The sequence below is a fragment of the Kribbella sp. NPDC004536 genome (genome assembly GCF_042873835.1).
Classification (GTDB): Bacteria; Actinomycetota; Actinomycetes; order Propionibacteriales; family Kribbellaceae; genus Kribbella.
Genome location: NZ_JBIALY010000001.1, coordinates 1,988,686 through 2,003,931, shown reverse-complemented (window position 1 = coordinate 2,003,931; position 15,246 = coordinate 1,988,686). Strand labels below are relative to the sequence as shown.

General features: G+C 69.4%; 19 protein-coding genes and 1 riboswitch. Of the genes, 12 read left to right on the top strand and 7 right to left on the bottom strand.

Going from position 1 to position 15,246, the window contains the following annotated elements; genetic code table 11:
• Positions 1-14: 14 nt before the first annotated feature.
• A complete protein-coding gene (locus ACFYRU_RS09925; RefSeq protein ID WP_387655400.1) occupies positions 15-620 on the top strand; it encodes a TetR/AcrR family transcriptional regulator in 606 nt (201 codons plus the stop codon).
• Here ACFYRU_RS09925 and ACFYRU_RS09920 read toward each other — a convergent pair.
• Positions 604-1,470 (bottom strand): hypothetical protein, encoded by an 867-nt coding sequence (locus ACFYRU_RS09920; RefSeq protein WP_387655398.1) that lies wholly within the window; start codon positions 1,468-1,470, stop codon positions 604-606. The two genes, ACFYRU_RS09925 and ACFYRU_RS09920, sit on opposite strands and share 17 nt — an antisense overlap.
• Positions 1,467-1,973 carry a GNAT family N-acetyltransferase gene (locus ACFYRU_RS09915; protein WP_387655395.1) on the bottom strand — a complete coding sequence of 169 codons (507 nt, stop codon included), beginning with the start codon at positions 1,971-1,973 and terminating at the stop codon, positions 1,467-1,469. Before ACFYRU_RS09915 ends, ACFYRU_RS09920 begins: the two co-directional genes overlap by 4 nt.
• 64 nt (positions 1,974-2,037) lie before the next feature.
• Between ACFYRU_RS09915 and ACFYRU_RS09910 the strand changes: the two genes are divergently transcribed.
• Positions 2,038-3,141 (top strand): calcium:proton antiporter, encoded by a 1,104-nt coding sequence (locus ACFYRU_RS09910; protein WP_387655393.1) that lies wholly within the window; start codon positions 2,038-2,040, stop codon positions 3,139-3,141.
• Here the strand turns inward: ACFYRU_RS09910 and ACFYRU_RS09905 are convergent.
• The 3 genes from ACFYRU_RS09905 to ACFYRU_RS09895 all read right to left on the bottom strand — a co-directional run bounded on the left by ACFYRU_RS09905 (position 3,116) and on the right by ACFYRU_RS09895 (position 6,077).
• Complete coding sequence (locus ACFYRU_RS09905; RefSeq protein WP_387655390.1) at positions 3,116-4,540, bottom strand: ankyrin repeat domain-containing protein; 1,425 nt, start codon at positions 4,538-4,540, stop codon at positions 3,116-3,118. The two genes, ACFYRU_RS09910 and ACFYRU_RS09905, sit on opposite strands and share 26 nt — an antisense overlap.
• 143 nt (positions 4,541-4,683) lie before the next feature.
• Positions 4,684-5,043, bottom strand: coding sequence for a YybH family protein (locus tag ACFYRU_RS09900; protein WP_387655388.1), 360 nt, complete (start codon positions 5,041-5,043; stop codon positions 4,684-4,686).
• Positions 5,040-6,077, bottom strand: a complete 1,038-nt coding sequence (locus ACFYRU_RS09895) for an amidohydrolase family protein (protein ID WP_387655385.1) — start codon at positions 6,075-6,077, stop codon at positions 5,040-5,042. The genes ACFYRU_RS09900 and ACFYRU_RS09895 overlap by 4 nt, the downstream gene beginning before the upstream one ends.
• A gap of 107 nt (positions 6,078-6,184) precedes the next feature.
• On the opposite strand from ACFYRU_RS09895, the gene ACFYRU_RS09890 reads away from it, so the two are divergent.
• From ACFYRU_RS09890 to ACFYRU_RS09880, 3 genes are read left to right on the top strand one after another with little or no spacing between them, the layout of a single operon-like run.
• Complete coding sequence (locus tag ACFYRU_RS09890; protein WP_387655383.1) at positions 6,185-6,619, top strand: hypothetical protein; 435 nt, start codon at positions 6,185-6,187, stop codon at positions 6,617-6,619.
• A 2-nt stretch (positions 6,620-6,621) separates the two neighbouring features.
• Entirely contained in the window at positions 6,622-7,044 is a 423-nt protein-coding gene (locus ACFYRU_RS09885; RefSeq protein ID WP_387655380.1) for a thiol-disulfide oxidoreductase DCC family protein, read from the top strand.
• Positions 7,004-7,672 (top strand): TetR family transcriptional regulator, encoded by a 669-nt coding sequence (locus tag ACFYRU_RS09880; protein ID WP_387655377.1) that lies wholly within the window; start codon positions 7,004-7,006, stop codon positions 7,670-7,672. The genes ACFYRU_RS09885 and ACFYRU_RS09880 overlap by 41 nt, the downstream gene beginning before the upstream one ends.
• Before the next feature lie 3 nt (positions 7,673-7,675).
• Here ACFYRU_RS09880 and ACFYRU_RS09875 read toward each other — a convergent pair whose 3' ends face one another.
• Complete coding sequence (locus tag ACFYRU_RS09875; protein WP_387655374.1) at positions 7,676-8,185, bottom strand: DinB family protein; 510 nt, start codon at positions 8,183-8,185, stop codon at positions 7,676-7,678.
• A 320-nt stretch (positions 8,186-8,505) separates the two neighbouring features.
• Between ACFYRU_RS09875 and ACFYRU_RS09870 the strand changes: the two genes are divergently transcribed.
• The 4 genes from ACFYRU_RS09870 to ACFYRU_RS09855 are packed head-to-tail and all read left to right on the top strand — an operon-like array spanning position 8,506 to position 12,670.
• The gene (locus ACFYRU_RS09870; protein ID WP_387655372.1) at positions 8,506-9,954 is read left to right on the top strand and encodes a DEAD/DEAH box helicase; all 1,449 of its coding nucleotides are present in this window, start codon (positions 8,506-8,508) and stop codon (positions 9,952-9,954) included.
• 17 nt (positions 9,955-9,971) lie between these two features.
• Positions 9,972-10,886, top strand: coding sequence for a phosphotriesterase (locus ACFYRU_RS09865; protein ID WP_387655370.1), 915 nt, complete (start codon positions 9,972-9,974; stop codon positions 10,884-10,886).
• Between the two features lie 15 nt (positions 10,887-10,901).
• A complete protein-coding gene (locus ACFYRU_RS09860) occupies positions 10,902-11,267 on the top strand; it encodes a DUF1304 domain-containing protein (protein ID WP_387655367.1) in 366 nt (121 codons plus the stop codon).
• Positions 11,268-11,305: 38 nt separating this feature from the next.
• On the top strand, positions 11,306-12,670 hold the full coding sequence (locus ACFYRU_RS09855; protein ID WP_387655365.1) for an MFS transporter: 1,365 nt from the start codon (positions 11,306-11,308) through the stop codon (positions 12,668-12,670).
• Here the strand turns inward: ACFYRU_RS09855 and ACFYRU_RS09850 are convergent.
• Positions 12,667-13,251 carry a LysE family translocator gene (locus ACFYRU_RS09850; RefSeq protein WP_387655362.1) on the bottom strand — a complete coding sequence of 195 codons (585 nt, stop codon included), beginning with the start codon at positions 13,249-13,251 and terminating at the stop codon, positions 12,667-12,669. The two genes, ACFYRU_RS09855 and ACFYRU_RS09850, sit on opposite strands and share 4 nt — an antisense overlap.
• 372 nt (positions 13,252-13,623) lie before the next feature.
• Positions 13,624-13,690: riboswitch (cobalamin riboswitch) on the top strand.
• 56 nt (positions 13,691-13,746) lie between these two features.
• On the opposite strand from ACFYRU_RS09850, the gene ACFYRU_RS09845 reads away from it, so the two are divergent.
• Genes ACFYRU_RS09845 through ACFYRU_RS09835 form a run of 3 tightly spaced genes read left to right on the top strand, consistent with a single transcriptional unit; the run spans position 13,747 to position 15,232 of the window.
• On the top strand, positions 13,747-13,944 hold the full coding sequence (locus ACFYRU_RS09845; RefSeq protein ID WP_387655359.1) for a CbtB domain-containing protein: 198 nt from the start codon (positions 13,747-13,749) through the stop codon (positions 13,942-13,944).
• Between the two features lie 5 nt (positions 13,945-13,949).
• Positions 13,950-14,672 (top strand): CbtA family protein, encoded by a 723-nt coding sequence (locus tag ACFYRU_RS09840; RefSeq protein WP_387655357.1) that lies wholly within the window; start codon positions 13,950-13,952, stop codon positions 14,670-14,672.
• Entirely contained in the window at positions 14,669-15,232 is a 564-nt protein-coding gene (locus tag ACFYRU_RS09835; protein WP_387655354.1) for a histidine phosphatase family protein, read from the top strand. The genes ACFYRU_RS09840 and ACFYRU_RS09835 overlap by 4 nt, the downstream gene beginning before the upstream one ends.
• Positions 15,233-15,246 lie beyond the last annotated feature (14 nt).

The window sequence follows — 15,246 nt, the reverse complement described above, 5'->3', positions numbered from 1 at the left end:
CTAGGGTTGTCGGTATGGGTAATCGCGAGGCGCTGGTCGAGGGCGCGAAGGCGTGTCTGCTGGAGAAGGGATACAGCCGGACGACGGCGCGCGACATCGCGACCGCGGCCGGCGTGAGCCTGGCGGCGATCGGCTATCACTTCGGCTCGAAGGACGCCCTCCTGAACGAGGCACTCCGAGCACTACTCACCGACGAATGGGCAACCGAAGTAGCCGCCGCGGCAGCCCCCGGGGTGGGGAGGACTGCTGGTGCGGAGCGGACGGCGGGGGAGCGGTTTGTGGCGACTTGGGGGCAGATTGCCGGGAGTTTGGAGAGTCCGCGGATGCGGACGTTGTGGGCGGCGCAGTTCGAGGTGCTGAGTCTTGGCGGGAGCATGCCGGAGTTGGTGGCCGACCTGGCGAAGATGCAGGAGGAGGCCCGGGAAGGGCTGGCGCACCTGTTTGGTGGAGTGGGGCCGGACGCGACGCCCGAGGAAGTTCAGGCGACCGGTACGTTGCTCCAGGCGATGCTGCTGGGCGTGGTCGCCCAAAGCATGTTCGACCCCGACACGGCGCCGACCGGCGAGCAGCTCGCGCATTCGCTCCGCGCGCTCGCCGACCGGATCAGTCCCAGCGCATAGCCATCGGGTTGTCCGCCGGGATCAGCCCCTGACTCATCAGTACGGCACTCAGCGGACGAACCAGCTCGTGCAACTCGGCAGTCGCGGATTCGCCGAACGCACGCCACCCCTGATCGGCCAACGCATCGGTCGTGTCCTCGACCTGCTGCCGAAGCGCACGCCCAGCCTCGGTCAGCGCACCGGCAGCGTCGAGCAGCCCACGACCACGAAGATCATCCGACGCGGCAGCCCACTCGTCGTCGCTCCACCGCCGATTGAGCTGGAAGACCTCCTTCGCCGGCCCACCCGCCGCAGAGATCGTCACCAACGCCTGACACGGACTGAGTCCAGCAGCAACCAACGCCGCGACATGCCCGTCACCCCGAGACTCCCGCAGGATCGTCGTAGCCTGCCAGAGCACCAGATGTGGTTCCGTTGGCCAGTCCAACGCTGCGTTCGCCGCCGCGATCGGTCGCCCGGCGACCGGAGCCAGCTCCGCCGCCCGCCGGGCAAGCTCAGCCGCGCGGCCGAACACGCCGCTAGACCATACGGTTTGGTATGGCGGCGTGCCGGACAGCCGTCGGACGGCGTCGTCGACAGCCCCGAGGCGCGCGTCGAGGAGCTGTGCCGGCGTGGCGTACGTCCAGGCGTCCGGCACCGAGCGCGCGACCATCGCCGGGTGGAAGTTGTAGAACACCGCGGCGACAATCTCCGGCCCCACCGCACCCAGCGGCGCGGCCCGACACCCGAAGTAGCTCATCCAGCCACCCTTGAGCCCGAGCGCATCAGTCGCCCGCCGGGTCTCCGGCGCAAAGTACGTGATCGCATGGAACGGCTCCAACGCCTTCCACATCCGGCGCGCACGGTTCATGTCAGTGGACGGTACATCACATGTAAGCCGACGTAGCCGAGGTTTGGGTGTTCGAAGGCTTCCGGGACGGTGCCGGCGATGCGGAAGCCGAGGGACTGCCAGAGGTGTACGGCCGGTTCGTTCGTCTCGACCACCGCGTTGAACTGGATCGAGCGGAACCCGGACCGCGTGGCCCAGGCGATCATGTCAGCGCACAGTGCCCGCCCGACTCCGCGCCCGCGGGCCGCGCCGTTGACCATGAAGCTCGCGCTGGCCACATGCTTACCAGGGCCGGGCCGGTTCGGGTACATGTTGGCGCTGCCGAGAACGGTGCCGTCGGCATCGACCGCGACCGTTGTCCGTGCCAACGGTGAGCTGGACGGCGACATCCACAGCGCCCGCGCCTGCTCCTCGGTGAGCTCAGGATCGTAGGTGTACGTCTCGCGCGCGACGACGATCTCGTGGAAGAACGGCCAGATAGCCGGCCAGTCGTCGGCGGTGGCTTCGCGGATCTCGACAGTCATGATGGGAGAAGCATCACCCGTCGTTCGTGGGAAGCCAAGTGGATTGCGGATAGGGTTGTTGGGGATGAGTAGATCCGTGATCCAAGGGTTGCCGCGCTGGACGCTGGCCGTGCCTGTGCTTGCCTTTCTCGATCTGGTGTTGTCGTGGCATCGCGACCTCGGCACGGTGTTGTTGCTCCTGGTGTGTGTCGGACTCGGCGCGGCGGTGTTCGCTGCTGTCCATCACGCCGAGGTCGTCGCGCACAAGGTCGGAGAGCCGTTCGGTACGTTGATCCTGGCGCTCGCGGTGACGGTGATCGAGGTCGCGCTGATCGTCACGCTGATGGCGTCCGGCGGCGACAAGGCGGCCTCCTTGGCGCGGGACACCGTGTTCGCCGCGGTGATGATCACCTGCAACGGCATCCTCGGCCTGGCGCTGGTCGTCGGCTCGGTCCGGCACCGCGTGCAGGGCTTCCGGGTGCAGGCGTCGTACTCCGCTCTCTCGGTGATGACTGCGCTGGTCACGCTCAGCTTGGTGCTGCCGACGTTCACCACGAGCGTGCCGGGGCCGCAGTTCAGCGCGGCGCAGCTCGCCTTCGCCGGGGTCACGTCGCTGGTCATGTACGGCGTGTTCGTGTTCATCCAGACGATCCGGCACCGCGACTACTTCCTCCCGGTCAGCCCGGACGGCGACGTCGACGAGGACGAGGACCACCACGCCGACGCGCCGAGTACGGCGACCGCGCTGCTCAGCCTCGGGCTGCTGTTCGTCTGCCTGGTCTCAGTGGTCGGACTCGCGAAGACCGTCTCGCCGAACCTCGAACACGCCGTCCAGTCGGCCGGCCTGCCGCTGTCCGTGGTCGGCGTCGTGATCGCGATGCTCGTGTTGCTGCCGGAGACGATTGCCGCCGTCCGCGCGGCACTGCGGAATCGTCTCCAGACCAGCGTCAACCTCGCGCTCGGCTCAGCGCTGGCCAGTATCGGCCTGACCATCCCCGCGATCGCGATCGCCTCGATCTGGCTGAGCGGTCCGCTCGTCCTCGGGCTCGGCGGCAAGGAGATGGTGCTGTTCGCGCTGACGGTCGTCACCGGCATGTTCACGCTGTCGACCGGTCGTGCGACCCTGCTGCAGGGCGCCGTTCACCTGTCGGTGTTCAGCGCGTTCATCTTCCTCGCGGTAAGTCCTTGAGGTAGTCGGCCACCGCGTCCTGGTGGTTGTGTTCGGCCCAGCCGAGTGCGGTCCCGTTGTAGTTCGGATCACGAAGCTCCGGGTCGGCGCCGAGCTCGACGAGTTTCCGTACGGTCTCCAGGTGGCCGTTGAGTGCGGCGCGGTGGATCGGTGCGGAGCCGCCGTACAGCCGGTTCAGGTCCCAACCGAGCCGCTGCAGCGGTTCCATCGCGACAGTGCGGCCGATCTCCGCGGCTCGTACCGGAAGATGCCGGTTGCGCGCGACCGCACGGGCCGCGAGTCCGGCGTCGACAGCGGGCAGCTCACCGCGCATGGCTGCGGCGTACACCTCGTGAATCTCGTCCAGCGGCGCGGCACCACGCGCGCGGAGCAGTTCGGCGATTTCCGTATGACCCTCGACGGCTGCCAGTTCGTACGCGCGTTCGCCGGCGAACCCCGGGTGCCGGGTGCCGGTGCCTTCCGGATCGGTGCCTTGGGCAAGTACCAGTTCGACGCGGTGGAGCAGCCCGGCCATCGATGCGAAGACGAGCTCGTCCTCGAGCAGTTGCCGCGGCGTCGGGTGTGCGGTCGTCATCCGCTCGTGCCACGGTCCACCGTCACCGCGGCCGAGCCCGTACTCCAGCAGCAGTTCCAGATGTACGTCGTCGTACGGCGGCGGGCAACCAGGACCGCAGTTGTACATGGTCTGGCTGTCGTTCGGGTCGGCGCCCGCGTCCAGCAGCAGTCGCGCCAACGGGACGCGGTCACGGTGCGGCGGCTGATCGCCCTCGCCGCGCCCGAACACCCCGGTCAGAGCGGTGAACGGCGACGGCAGGCCCTGCCAGAGGTAGCCCGCGTTCGGGTCGGCGCCGTGCTCGATGAGCCGGCGCGCGATCTCGAGCTGGTTCGGTGCGTCGAGGCGACTGTAGGTGAGGTAGAGCAGCGGCTCCCATTGGTACGGTCCGCCTTCGGCACTCGCCTGCGCGTAGTCGATGTCCGGGTCGCCGGCCACCACCTGCGTGTAGATGTTGCTCCGGGCAACGTCCGGGAATCGTTCCAGGAGTGCGCGGGCGGACCGTTGCCGGGCCGGATCGTCGTCGCCGTAGTGCAGGGTCGCGAGCCGGAGGAACTCGTCGGCGCGTTGCTCCGGGGTGTCGAGCGGTCCGCCGACGGACTGCCGGTTCGGCGACCGGCTGTACCGGCCGACCAGCTCCAGGTGCCGCACGATCCGCGCCCAACTGGGGAATCCGTAGCTGCGGGCGATCACGAGTTGCGCATCCGCGAGCGTCTGCACGAGATGGAACTCGTCGGCCAGCGCGACGGCCGCGGTGTCACCGGCGCGTACGCCCTTGAGCAGGGTTTTCGCCTGGCCACGCAGGTGATCGAGATCAGGGTCGTTCGGAAGGTTCCGGGTCGGCATCGCCGACCTCCTCTCTACGAGCCTGCTGTCCGCGTCGTCAGGCGAGAAAGGAGGTCAATCCGTACTCGAACAAAAAGCAACTCAGGTGGGCTGAGCCCTTCCCGCGGACCGGCGGCACCCTGAGCGCCTACGCCGAGCGTAGCTCACCGCGGCTTCTCCATCCACCACTCGGTGAACTCATGCGCCCGGTCCTTGTCCATCCGGATCACCCACAGATTGCTGAACTCGCCCGGCGGATTCGTCAGGTACGTCGTCCAGCCGCGGACGAACGCCACGCCGTCACCGAAGCCCAGTACCTCGTACTCGAAGGTCGTCTCGCCCGGTGCGTCGGCGATTTCCAGCCAGGCATCGACGATCGCCTCCTGCCCGACCACCGGCGGCTCGTCCGGGCGTCGGTACCAGGCCGCGTCGGCGGTCCACAACGCCGCGATGTCCTTCGGGTCGTTGCTCTCCCACGCCTTCCGGTACTTCTGCACCCAGCGATCGAGGTCCTTCTCCTTCACGCGATCCGCCGGTGGTTGAGGACGACCGCGGCGGGCTGCGCCAGTACGCCGGGGTGCTCGCGCGGGTCCGCGTCGTACGTGACGAGGTTGCCCGCGCCGCTCAAGCCGAGGTACTCCTGCGCGCCGGTCGACGCAGCGGTGATCGCCTGCTCCACGGACAGCCCGTGCTGCACGAGCATGTCGATCTCACCGGCGACCGTGCCGACCACGTCGGAGCCGGTCAGTACGTGCACGCCGTACCGCTCGGCCAGCGGGAGGACCGACGCCAGGTACGCGGACCGCTCCTCGCGACGGGCCTTGCGTTCGGGAGTCTCGTCCGGACTCGGGCTGACCGAGGCGGACAGCGTCGGCGTCCACGCACCGCCGCGCGCACCGAGGACCTCCAGGTCCTGCTCGGTCAGCGCCGTACCGTGTTCGACCGAGTCGATGCCCGCCTGGATCAGGCCGGTCACGTGGTCGGTGTTCACATGCGCCGCGACGCGGGCGTTCCGGGCGTGCGCGAGCTCTACCATCGCGGCGACCAGTTCCAGGTCGTACGTCGGGCTGATCTTGCTGCCGCGGATCGGGCCGTCCGGGCCGACCTCCGGGAAGTCGCCGACGAGCTTGAGCCAGGTCGCGCCGTCGGCGATCTCGGCCTCGACCGCGGCCAGGAGTTCCTCCGGCGCAACCGGTTCGTACGCCCGCGGGAAGTACGCACCGACCGGCGCGAGGAACCGGCCCGCGGCGAGGACGAGCGGGCGCCCGTCGTCGGCGTCGCGGGCCAGCCGGAGCGTGACGTCGCGGTTGCCGCCGACGTCCCGGAGCGCGCTGACACCCGCGCCGGCCAACTCGGCGAGTCGCTCGGCCGCGAAGTCCTCGCCGCGCAGGACCGGACCGTCCGGCGTCGCGTCGAACGTCAGGTGGCAGTGCGAGTCGACCAGGCCGGGTACGGCGTACCGGCCGGGCAGCGCCTCGCCGGTCGCGTCCGCGCCGAAGGTCAGGCGGGCGGTGTCCCCGGCGGGGAGGACGGTTCCTTCGAAGACCCAGGTCGTCATGCCTCCATCGTGCCCCAGATCACGTCCAGGCTGACTTGAACATGTTCAAAACCTCGGCGTAGCGTCAGCGACGACAAAGAGTTGAACGTGTTCAAGATGTGGGGTGGATGATGGACATGACAGTCACGACGTACCTGCTCTACCTGCTGATCGCGGTGCCGCTGACGATCTGGGTGGCCCGGACGCTGAGCCGGTACGGGCGGGTCTTCCTGGTCGACGTGTTCCACGGGAACGAGGACATCGCCGACGCGGTGAACAAGCTGCTGGTGGTCGGGTTCTACCTGCTCAACCTCGGGTTCGTCACGCTGTTCCTGCGCAGCGGGACGCCGGTCGAGAACGCCAGCGGGATCTTCGAGCAGCTCAGCGTGAAGCTCGGGATCGTGATGCTGGTGCTCGGGGTCGTACACCTGACGAACGTGTGGATCTTCAACAAGATCCGCAACCGGAGCAAGCTCGACACGATGACCCGCCCGCCGGTGCCGCCGAACGACAACGTGGCGCCGATGACGATCGCCGAGCACGCCGCCAGGTACGGGTACTGACGGTGCATGAACTGACAGTGCTGTACGACGCCGAGTGCCCGCTGTGCCGCCGGTTCAAGAACTGGCTGGCCGGACAGCGGCCGGCGCCGGACGGGTACGGCGGGGTGGTGCGGCTGGTGTTCGTCGCGGCGGGGTCGGCGCACGCGCGGGCGCGCTACCCCGCGCTCGACCACGCGGCGACGTTGCGCGAGATCACCGTGGTCGCGGACGACGGGTCCGTGTACGTCGGCGACCGGGCGTGGATCGTCTGCCTGTGGGCCACGGGGGAGCACAGGCATACCGCCGTACGGCTCGCGAGCCCGGCGATGCGCCCGGTCGCGCGGGCGATGGTGCAGGCAGCGGCTGGCCTGCGGCGGCGAAGTGGAGGTGATTACGCTGACGGGTGTGACGGACGGTGCGACCGCGAAGGGCGAACAGACGCGTGAGTTGATCCTGACGACCGCGCTGCGGTTGTTCCGCGAGCAGGGGTACGGGAAGACCACGATGCGCGCGATCGCCACCGAGGCGGGCGTCTCGGTCGGGAACGCGTACTACTACTACGGTTCCAAGGATCACCTGATGCAGGCGTACTACGACCTGCTGCAGGACCAGCACCGCGAGGCGGTCGAGTCCGTACTCGCCACCGAGACGGCGTTCGTGCCGCGGATGGTCGGCGTACTGCGCGCCTGGCTGGACGTGTCCGCGCCGTACCACGAGTTCGCCGGAACGTTCTTCAAGACGGCGGCCGATCCTCGGAGTCCGCTCTCGCCCTTCAGCGAGGAATCCCGGCCGGCGCGGGACGCGAGCGTGGAGATCTTCCGCCGGGTCGTCGACGGCTCCGACCTGAAACTGCCCGCGGAGCTCCGGTCCGAACTACCCGAGCTGCTCTGGTTGCTGCAGATGGGGATCGTGTTGTTCTGGGTCCACGACCAGTCCGAGGGCGTACGGCGTACTCGTACGTTGATCGACCGGGCCGTACCGCTCGTCGACCGGCTGCTCCGGCTGACCCGGATCCCCGGTGTCCGCGGGGTCACCAACGACATCGTCGGCCTGATCCGCTCGATCAAGCCGTAGGACCTACTCGCCGGTCGAGCCGTCGACGCGTTCGCGGAGGAGGTCGGCGTGGCCGTTGTGGCGCGCGTACTCCTCGATCATGTGGAGGTAGAGGTAGCGGACCGAGTACGGCGCGTCATACCTCGGGCGGATGAAGGTGCTGTCGAGGGAATGGCTCGCGGCGAGTTCGTCCGAGAGCCGCACGATCTCGCGGTAGTCGGCGACGTCCTGCGCGGCCTGTTCCGGCGTGACCAGGTCGAAGTCGCCGTCGGGGTGCTCGGCGGTCCAGTACTTCGGCGGCGAGTCGTGGCCGGCCAGCGCGCGGTGGAACCAGTACTTCTCGACCTCGCTCAGATGCCGGACCAGGCCGATCAGCGACATGCTGGACGGATCGACGGCGCGCTGGACGAGTTGCTCGTCGGTGAGATTCGACACTTTCCACAGGAGTGTTCCGCGGTGGTAGTCGAGAAAGCCCTGCAGCAGCGTGCGTTCGTCGGCATCGGTGGGCGGGTCGACCCGGAACTGTTCCGTCACAGGGAGAACTGTAGGAGGAATATCGGGCGAGTTGATCCGGTTGGTGTCGTAAACTGGTCCCGACGGCCCGCCCAGTTCTGCCTCGGGCCGGTGCGCGCAACTACCTTGCGCCAGCAGTCGACCACCACGCGCCGCGGCCCCACCGGCCGCGCCGGGCAGGACGACCCCCGATCTTTTGGAGTACTTCTATGGCGGCCCGCCGCCCCACGCACAATCAACCCACGTCCCAGCACCGCAAACCCGCAACCGATGCGCCGTCCTCCGGCCCGGCGCGCCCGCGCCGCCGGCGCCGGCGTACCTCCCCGGTCCCTGAAGTTGCTGTGAGCAACGATCTGGAGACCCTCGGCGACGACGTCGTCGAAACAGTTGCCGACGACAACCGTACGTTCGCGGACCTCGGCGTCCCCGCCGCGCTGGTCACCGCGCTGGCCGCGGCCGGCGTGACCACGCCGTTCCCGATCCAGGCGGCCACGTTGCCGGATTCCCTGGCCGGCAAGGACGTTCTCGGCCGCGGCCGCACCGGTTCCGGTAAGACGTACGCATTCGTGCTGCCCGTGCTCGCGCGGCTCGCCGCGTCCGGTACGAAGCGCCGGCCGAACCACCCGCGGGCGCTGATCCTCGCCCCGACGCGGGAGCTCGCGACCCAGATCCAGGCGTCGATCGCGCCGCTCGCCGACCAGCTCGGCCTGCGTTCGATGACGATCTTCGGCGGTGTCGGTCACGGCCCGCAGATCACCGGCCTGCGGAAGGGCGCCGACATCGTCGTCGCCTGCCCGGGCCGCATCGAGGACCACGTCCAGGCCGGGCACGCGAAGCTCGGCGCCGTCGAGATCACCGTGCTCGACGAGGCCGACCACATGGCCGACCTCGGCTTCCTTCCGGCCGTCCGCCGGATTCTCGAGCAGACGCCTGCCAACGCGCAGCGGTTGCTGTTCTCGGCGACGCTGGACGCCGGCGTGGACGTTCTCGTCCGCCGGTTCATGACCGATCCGATCACGCACAGCGTGGACTCGGCGCGTTCGCCGGTCGCGCGGATGACGCACCACGTTCTGCACGTCAAGTCGGACGCGCGGCTTCCGGTGCTGGTCGACCTGACCGCGGCGCCGGGTCGTTCGCTCGTGTTCACGCGGACGAAGTACGGCGCCAAGGCTCTGACGAAGAAGCTGATCGCCCAGGGCGTGCCCGCTGTCGAGTTGCACGGCAATCTGTCGCAGGGCGCGCGCACGCGGAACCTGGAGGCGTTCTCGGACGGTACGGCGCGGACGCTGGTCGCAACGGACATCGCGGCGCGCGGTATCCACGTCGACGGCGTCACGCTGGTGATCCACGCGGACCCGCCGGTCGAGCACAAGGCGTACCTGCACCGCTCCGGGCGGACGGCGCGCGCCGGCGCCGAGGGCACAGTGGTCACGCTGATGACCGACGACCAGGTCCGCGACGTCCGCGACCTGACCCGCAAGGCGGGCATCGCGCCCACCATCACCAAGCTCGACGCCAAGCACCCGCTGCTCACGGAACTGGCTCCCGGGGACCGCACCTACGTCGCCCCACCCACCAAGCAGGATCCGCCACAACAGTCGCCGGGCAGGCGCTCCTCGACCCGCACCAAGGCAGGTACGCGCTCTGAAGGCGCGCGGGCTGAAGGTGGCCGGGCCCAAGGTGTTCGCGCCGAGGGGAGCCGGGCTGAGGGTGCACGGTCCGCCGGACCGAGCCGCCGCCCGTCGCGGCGCCGCGGCCGCCGCCGCCCCACAGGCCAGCAGGCCGCCTGACCCGCCGAGAGGTACTGATGCGGATCCGTACGGTGCTGAACGATCTGGTGCCGAGTGCGCTCGGGGTGACCGACTCGCACGATCACCTGTTCTTCCGGTCTGCGGCGCTGCCGCCGGAGCAGGCGCTCGACGACGAGGCGGGTGCGGTCGCCGAGGTACGGGCGTTTGCGGACGCCGGCGGACAGGCGATCGTGCAGTGGACACCGCACGGGCTGAACCGGCGCGCCGACCTGCTGCCCGGCATCTCGACCAGCACCGGGGTCGCGATCGTCGCGGCGACCGGCCTGCACCGGCGCGAGCACTACCAGGACGGGTACGTCGACAAGATCCACGGTGAGCTCGCGGAGATCTTCGTCCGCGAGCTGACCACCGGGATCGGCGACACCCAGGTCCGCGCCGGCCTGATCAAGGTCTCGGGCGGGTTCCACGTCCTCGACGCGCACGCCGAGCACGTGCTGCGCGCCGCGGCCGAGGCCCATCACGCCACGAACGCGCCGATCGCCGTCCACCACGAACTCGGCTCGGCCGCCGACGCCGTCCTCGACCTGCTCGTGGACAAACTCGACGTACACCCGGCCGCCGTCGTCCTCGGTCACCTGAACCGTTTTCCGGACCACCGCGCGCACCTCGAGCTGGCCCGGCGGGGCGCGTGGCTGGCGTTCGACGGACCGTCGCGGGCCAACAACGCGACCGACCCGCGGCTGATGGACTGCCTCGCTGCCCTCGTCGACGCCGGGTACGGCGACCGCCTGCTGCTCGGCGGCGACACCACGACCGCTCGCGCCCGCGCGTCGACCGGCGAGGGACCGGGCCTGCCGTACCTGCTCACCCACCTGCGCCCGCGGATCACGCGGTACTTCGGTTCGGAAATTGCCGACAACGTGTTCCGGAACAACCCCGCGCGCGCCTTCGCCACCGATTGGCGGGCGTAGCGGTACGTTCCCCGCATGAGCGTGATCGCGCAGATCTTTGTTGTCATCGCGGGGCTGTTTCACCTGGCCGTGTTCGCCATGGAGAGCCTGCTGTTCCGCAAGCCGAGCACGTACCGGCGGTTCCTGGTGAAGGAAACCGATGTCGAGGCGTCCCGGCCGTGGGCGTTCAACCAGGGGTTCTACAACCTGTTCCTGGCGATCGGTGCGTTCGGCGGCCTGATCTGGGGCGGTGACAAGGGCCACGCGATCGCGTTGTTCGCGTGCGCGTGCATGGCCGGCGCGGGTGTCGTACTGCTCGCCTCCGACCGCCGGATGCTCCGCGCAGCCGCCGCCCAGGCCGTCCCGCCGATCCTCGCACTCGTGCTCGCCGCGGTTCTCTAGTTGACTTAAAGTGCACTTGAGGACGGATCGTTCTCGGCATGACCACAACGCTTGCCGAGCCGGCGACCTCGACCGACGACGGCGTCCTCTCGCCGCGATACCGTGCCCTGACGATCGGCATGGTCGCGCTGATCACGCTGGTCGCATTCGAGTCGCTCGCCGTCGCGACCGCGATGCCGACAGTCGCGCAGGCGCTCGACGGGCTCAGCCTGTACGCGCTCGCGTTCGGCGGACCGCTCGCGTCCGGGGTCGTGGCGATGGTTGTCTCCGGCACCTGGAGTGACCTGAAAGGCCCGACCCGCCCGCTCTGGCACGGTACGGCGTGGTTCCTGGCGGGGCTGTTGATCGCCGGGTTCGCGCCGTCGATGGAGGTGCTGGTCGTCGGGCGCATCATCCAAGGGTTCGGGTCCGGGCTGCTGACGGTTGCGCTGTACGTCATCGTCGGGCACCTGTACCCGGCTCGGCTGCGGCCGCGGATCTTCGCCGCGTTCGCGACAGGGTGGGTGGTGCCATCGTTGGTCGGTCCCGCGATCGCCGGGTTGATCGTGGAGCACGCGAGCTGGCGGTTCGTGTTCCTGGCCGTGCCGGTGCTCGCGGTACCGGCCGCGCTGGTGATGCGGCCGGGGCTGGCGCAGGGGAGCGGGTACGACGCACGTCCGGGCAAGCTGTGGGACAAGCGGGCGATGTGGGCGGTGGCGGCCGCGGTTGGTGTCGGCCTGTTGCACTACGGCGGGCAGCAGCGTGGGGTCGTACAGATCGTGCTGCTGGCGGTCGGGTTGGCCGGGGTGATCGCGTTCGGGCCGCGATTGTTGCCGAAGGGAACGTTCGCGTTCGGGCGCGGGCTGCCGTCGGTGGTCGCGTTGCGCGGGCTGGTCGCGGCGTCCGGGTTCGGCGCGGAGGTGTTCCTGCCGCTGATGCTGACCCGCGAGCGCGGGTTGTCGCCGGCGCTGGCCGGGCTGGTGCTGACCGTCAGCGCATTGAGTTGGTCGGCGGCGTCGTGGTACCGCGGCCGGCCGAACCAGCCGTTCGCGCATGGTGTGTTCCTGCAGGCCGGGATGATCCTGATCGTGCTGGGTATCGCGACGGCCACGCTCACGCTGAACCAGCACGTACCGGTCCTCGTCGGGATCATCGGGTGGAGCCTGACCGGGCTCGGGATGGGTACCGTCTTCCCGACGTTGTCGGTGCTGGTGCTGGAGTACTCCGAGCGGGACGAACAGGGTGCGAACAGCTCTGCGGCGCAGCTCAGCGACTCGTTGTCCACGGCAACCGTACTGGCGATCGGCGGGTCCTTGTTCGCCGCGATGGAGCCGCACTCGGCGGTCACGGCGTACGTGGTGGCGTTCGGCTTCCCGGCCGTACTCGCGCTGCTCGGTGTGCAGGCGGCGCGTCGTACCGCCTAGTCCTTGGTGCCGGTGACGGCGATGCTGGCGCCGAGGCCGATGATCATCAGCCCGCCGGTACCGCCGACCATCTCCAGGCGCCGCGGGGAGCGCGCGAACCACTCGCGCGCTGTACCCGCCACGAACGCCCAGACGCTGTCCGAGCAGAGCGCGATCAGAATGAAGATCAGCCCGAGCACCAGGATCTGCGCCCACGCCGGGCTGGACGCGCTCTTGTCCACGAACTGCGGCAGCACGGCCGCGAAGAACACCGCGGTCTTCGCGTTCGTCACGCCGACCAGGAAACCCTGCCGGATGGTACGCCGCGTGGTGCTCGGCCGCGCGGTGCCGCGCATCGCCTCGGCCAGCGACTTCCGCGTACGGAACGCCTGCACACCGAGATAGATCAGGTACGCCGCGCCCGCGAGCTTCACCACGGTCAGCGCGATCGCGCTGGCCGCGATCAACGTACCGAGCCCGAGCGAGACCGCACCGAGCAGAACCGCCGCACCCACCGTGTTCCCCACCATCGTCAACACAGCTTCACGCCGCCCGACCGCCAGCGCCCGCCCCACAATGAACAACACGCTGGGCCCCGGCACGACAATGATGATGAACGCAGTAATCCCAAACGCAACCAGATGATGACCAGACGGCATACCCACCAGAGTAGATGCGACGCCGTCGCGCCGTCAGCCCTCATCCACCGACTGGACCGGAGCCCCCCGCACCAGACACGGGGGGGCTCGCCCCGCGAGCCGGCCGGCTGGCGGGTTGTTTCACGGCTGGCGCGCTGCAACCCACCAGACCCGCAACAACCCGCCACCCGCCGCGGAACGACCAGGCTGCTGGGGACCTTGGCACGCGGGGCTGACCCGTTTGGCGGGTGGGATTGGTCACCGGTATGGCGGGGTGCGTTGACCGGGGTTTGGGTGGGGAACTACGGTTCGGGGGTCAACCTGCGGTGCCATGAGGGAAGCCGGTGGGAGTCCGGCGCGGCCGCGCCACTGTGATCGAGCTTCGGCTCGTAAGTCAGGACGCTCGGGTACTGCAGCCTTTCGAAGGGGACGCGCACTTCCCCAGGAGGTTCAGTTCAGATGGCAGCTCCTGCCCGCTCCGTCGCCGTACCGGCGATCTCTCCGAAGCTTCTCGCCGCCGCGCTGCTCAGCGTCGGCCTGCTGCTCCTGCTCGCGTATCTGGTCGGGTTCGATCAGGGCGCCGTGTCCCGCTCGGGCATGTACCTGCACGAGCTGATGCACGACGGCCGGCACCTGCTCGGCGTCCCCTGCCACTAGCGATCATGCGCACCTTCGGATCGCTCCTGGTGCGCGGACTGATCGTCGGACTCTTCGCCGGCCTGCTGGCCGGAACTTTCGCCTACGTGATGGGCGAGCCGCGTGTCGACGCGGCGATCTCGATCGAAGAAGCCGGCGCCGCGCACTCACATGATCATGAAGAACAACCGCTGGTCAGCCGTGAAGGCCAGAAGGCGGGTTTGTTCCTCGCGACCAGCCTGTACGGCGTGGCGCTCGGCGGACTGTTCGCCGTCGCGTTCACGCTGCTGCGCCGCAAGCTCCGTACCGAGAACGACGCGCACGCCGCGCTCGGGCTCGCCGCGGCCGGCTTTGTCGGCATCGTGCTGGTCCCGTTCTTCAAGTACCCACCGAATCCACCCGCGGTCGGCGACCCGGACACGATCACGAGGCGCACGGTCACGTACCTGCTGACCCTGGTGATCGGCCTGCTCGCCGTCTGGGCCGGTGTCGCGCTGTCGCGGTGGGCCGAGCGGTACGGCGAGGTCGCCAGGCTCGCGGGTGGCGTTGCCGGGGTCGTCGCGACAGTGGTCGCCGCGTACCTGATCCTGCCGCGGATCAACGAGGTTCCGGAGACGTTCCCCGCTACGCTGCTGTGGCAGTTCAGGTTCGCCTCGCTCGGTACGCAGGCGACGCTGTGGCTCCTGCTCGGTTTCGGGTACGCAGTCGCGGTGGACCGCCGGCCGGCCAGAGAAAAGGTGACAGTTTGACGGGGCTGACCCTGGTCGCGCACGCCTTGACGCCCGCACTGCGCGGACTCGTCCTCGGCGGGGACGCCGAGCCGGATCCGGCGAGCGTCGAGGCGGCACGCGAGCTGAAGTTCACGGCCGACGCGGTGTACGCCGGTCCCGAGCGGGCCGCCGTACGGACAGCCGCTGCCCTGGGGCTCGAAGACCCGGCGGTCGAGCCCGCCCTGAGGGACCGTGAGTACGGCGAATGGACCGGCCGCGGCCTCGAAGAGCTGCTCGAAGAGGACCCCCAACGGGTGTCGGCGTGGCTCGAGCGGCCGCACACCGCGACCCCTGGCGGCGAGACCGAGAACGACGTACTCACCCGCGTCGCCGACTGGCTCGGCGACCTGGTCGAGCGGCACGACGAACGTACGTCCGTAGTCGCGGTCGTGCATCCCGCCGTGGTCCGGGCGGTCGTGCTGTACGCCGTGGACGCACCGGCGGAGTCGCTGCGCCACGTCAAGGTACGGCCGCTCGCCTCGGTGCACCTGTCACACCACTCCGGCAACTGGTCTCTGGCCTTCGGATCCATCTCCTGACAAACTGCGGTAGG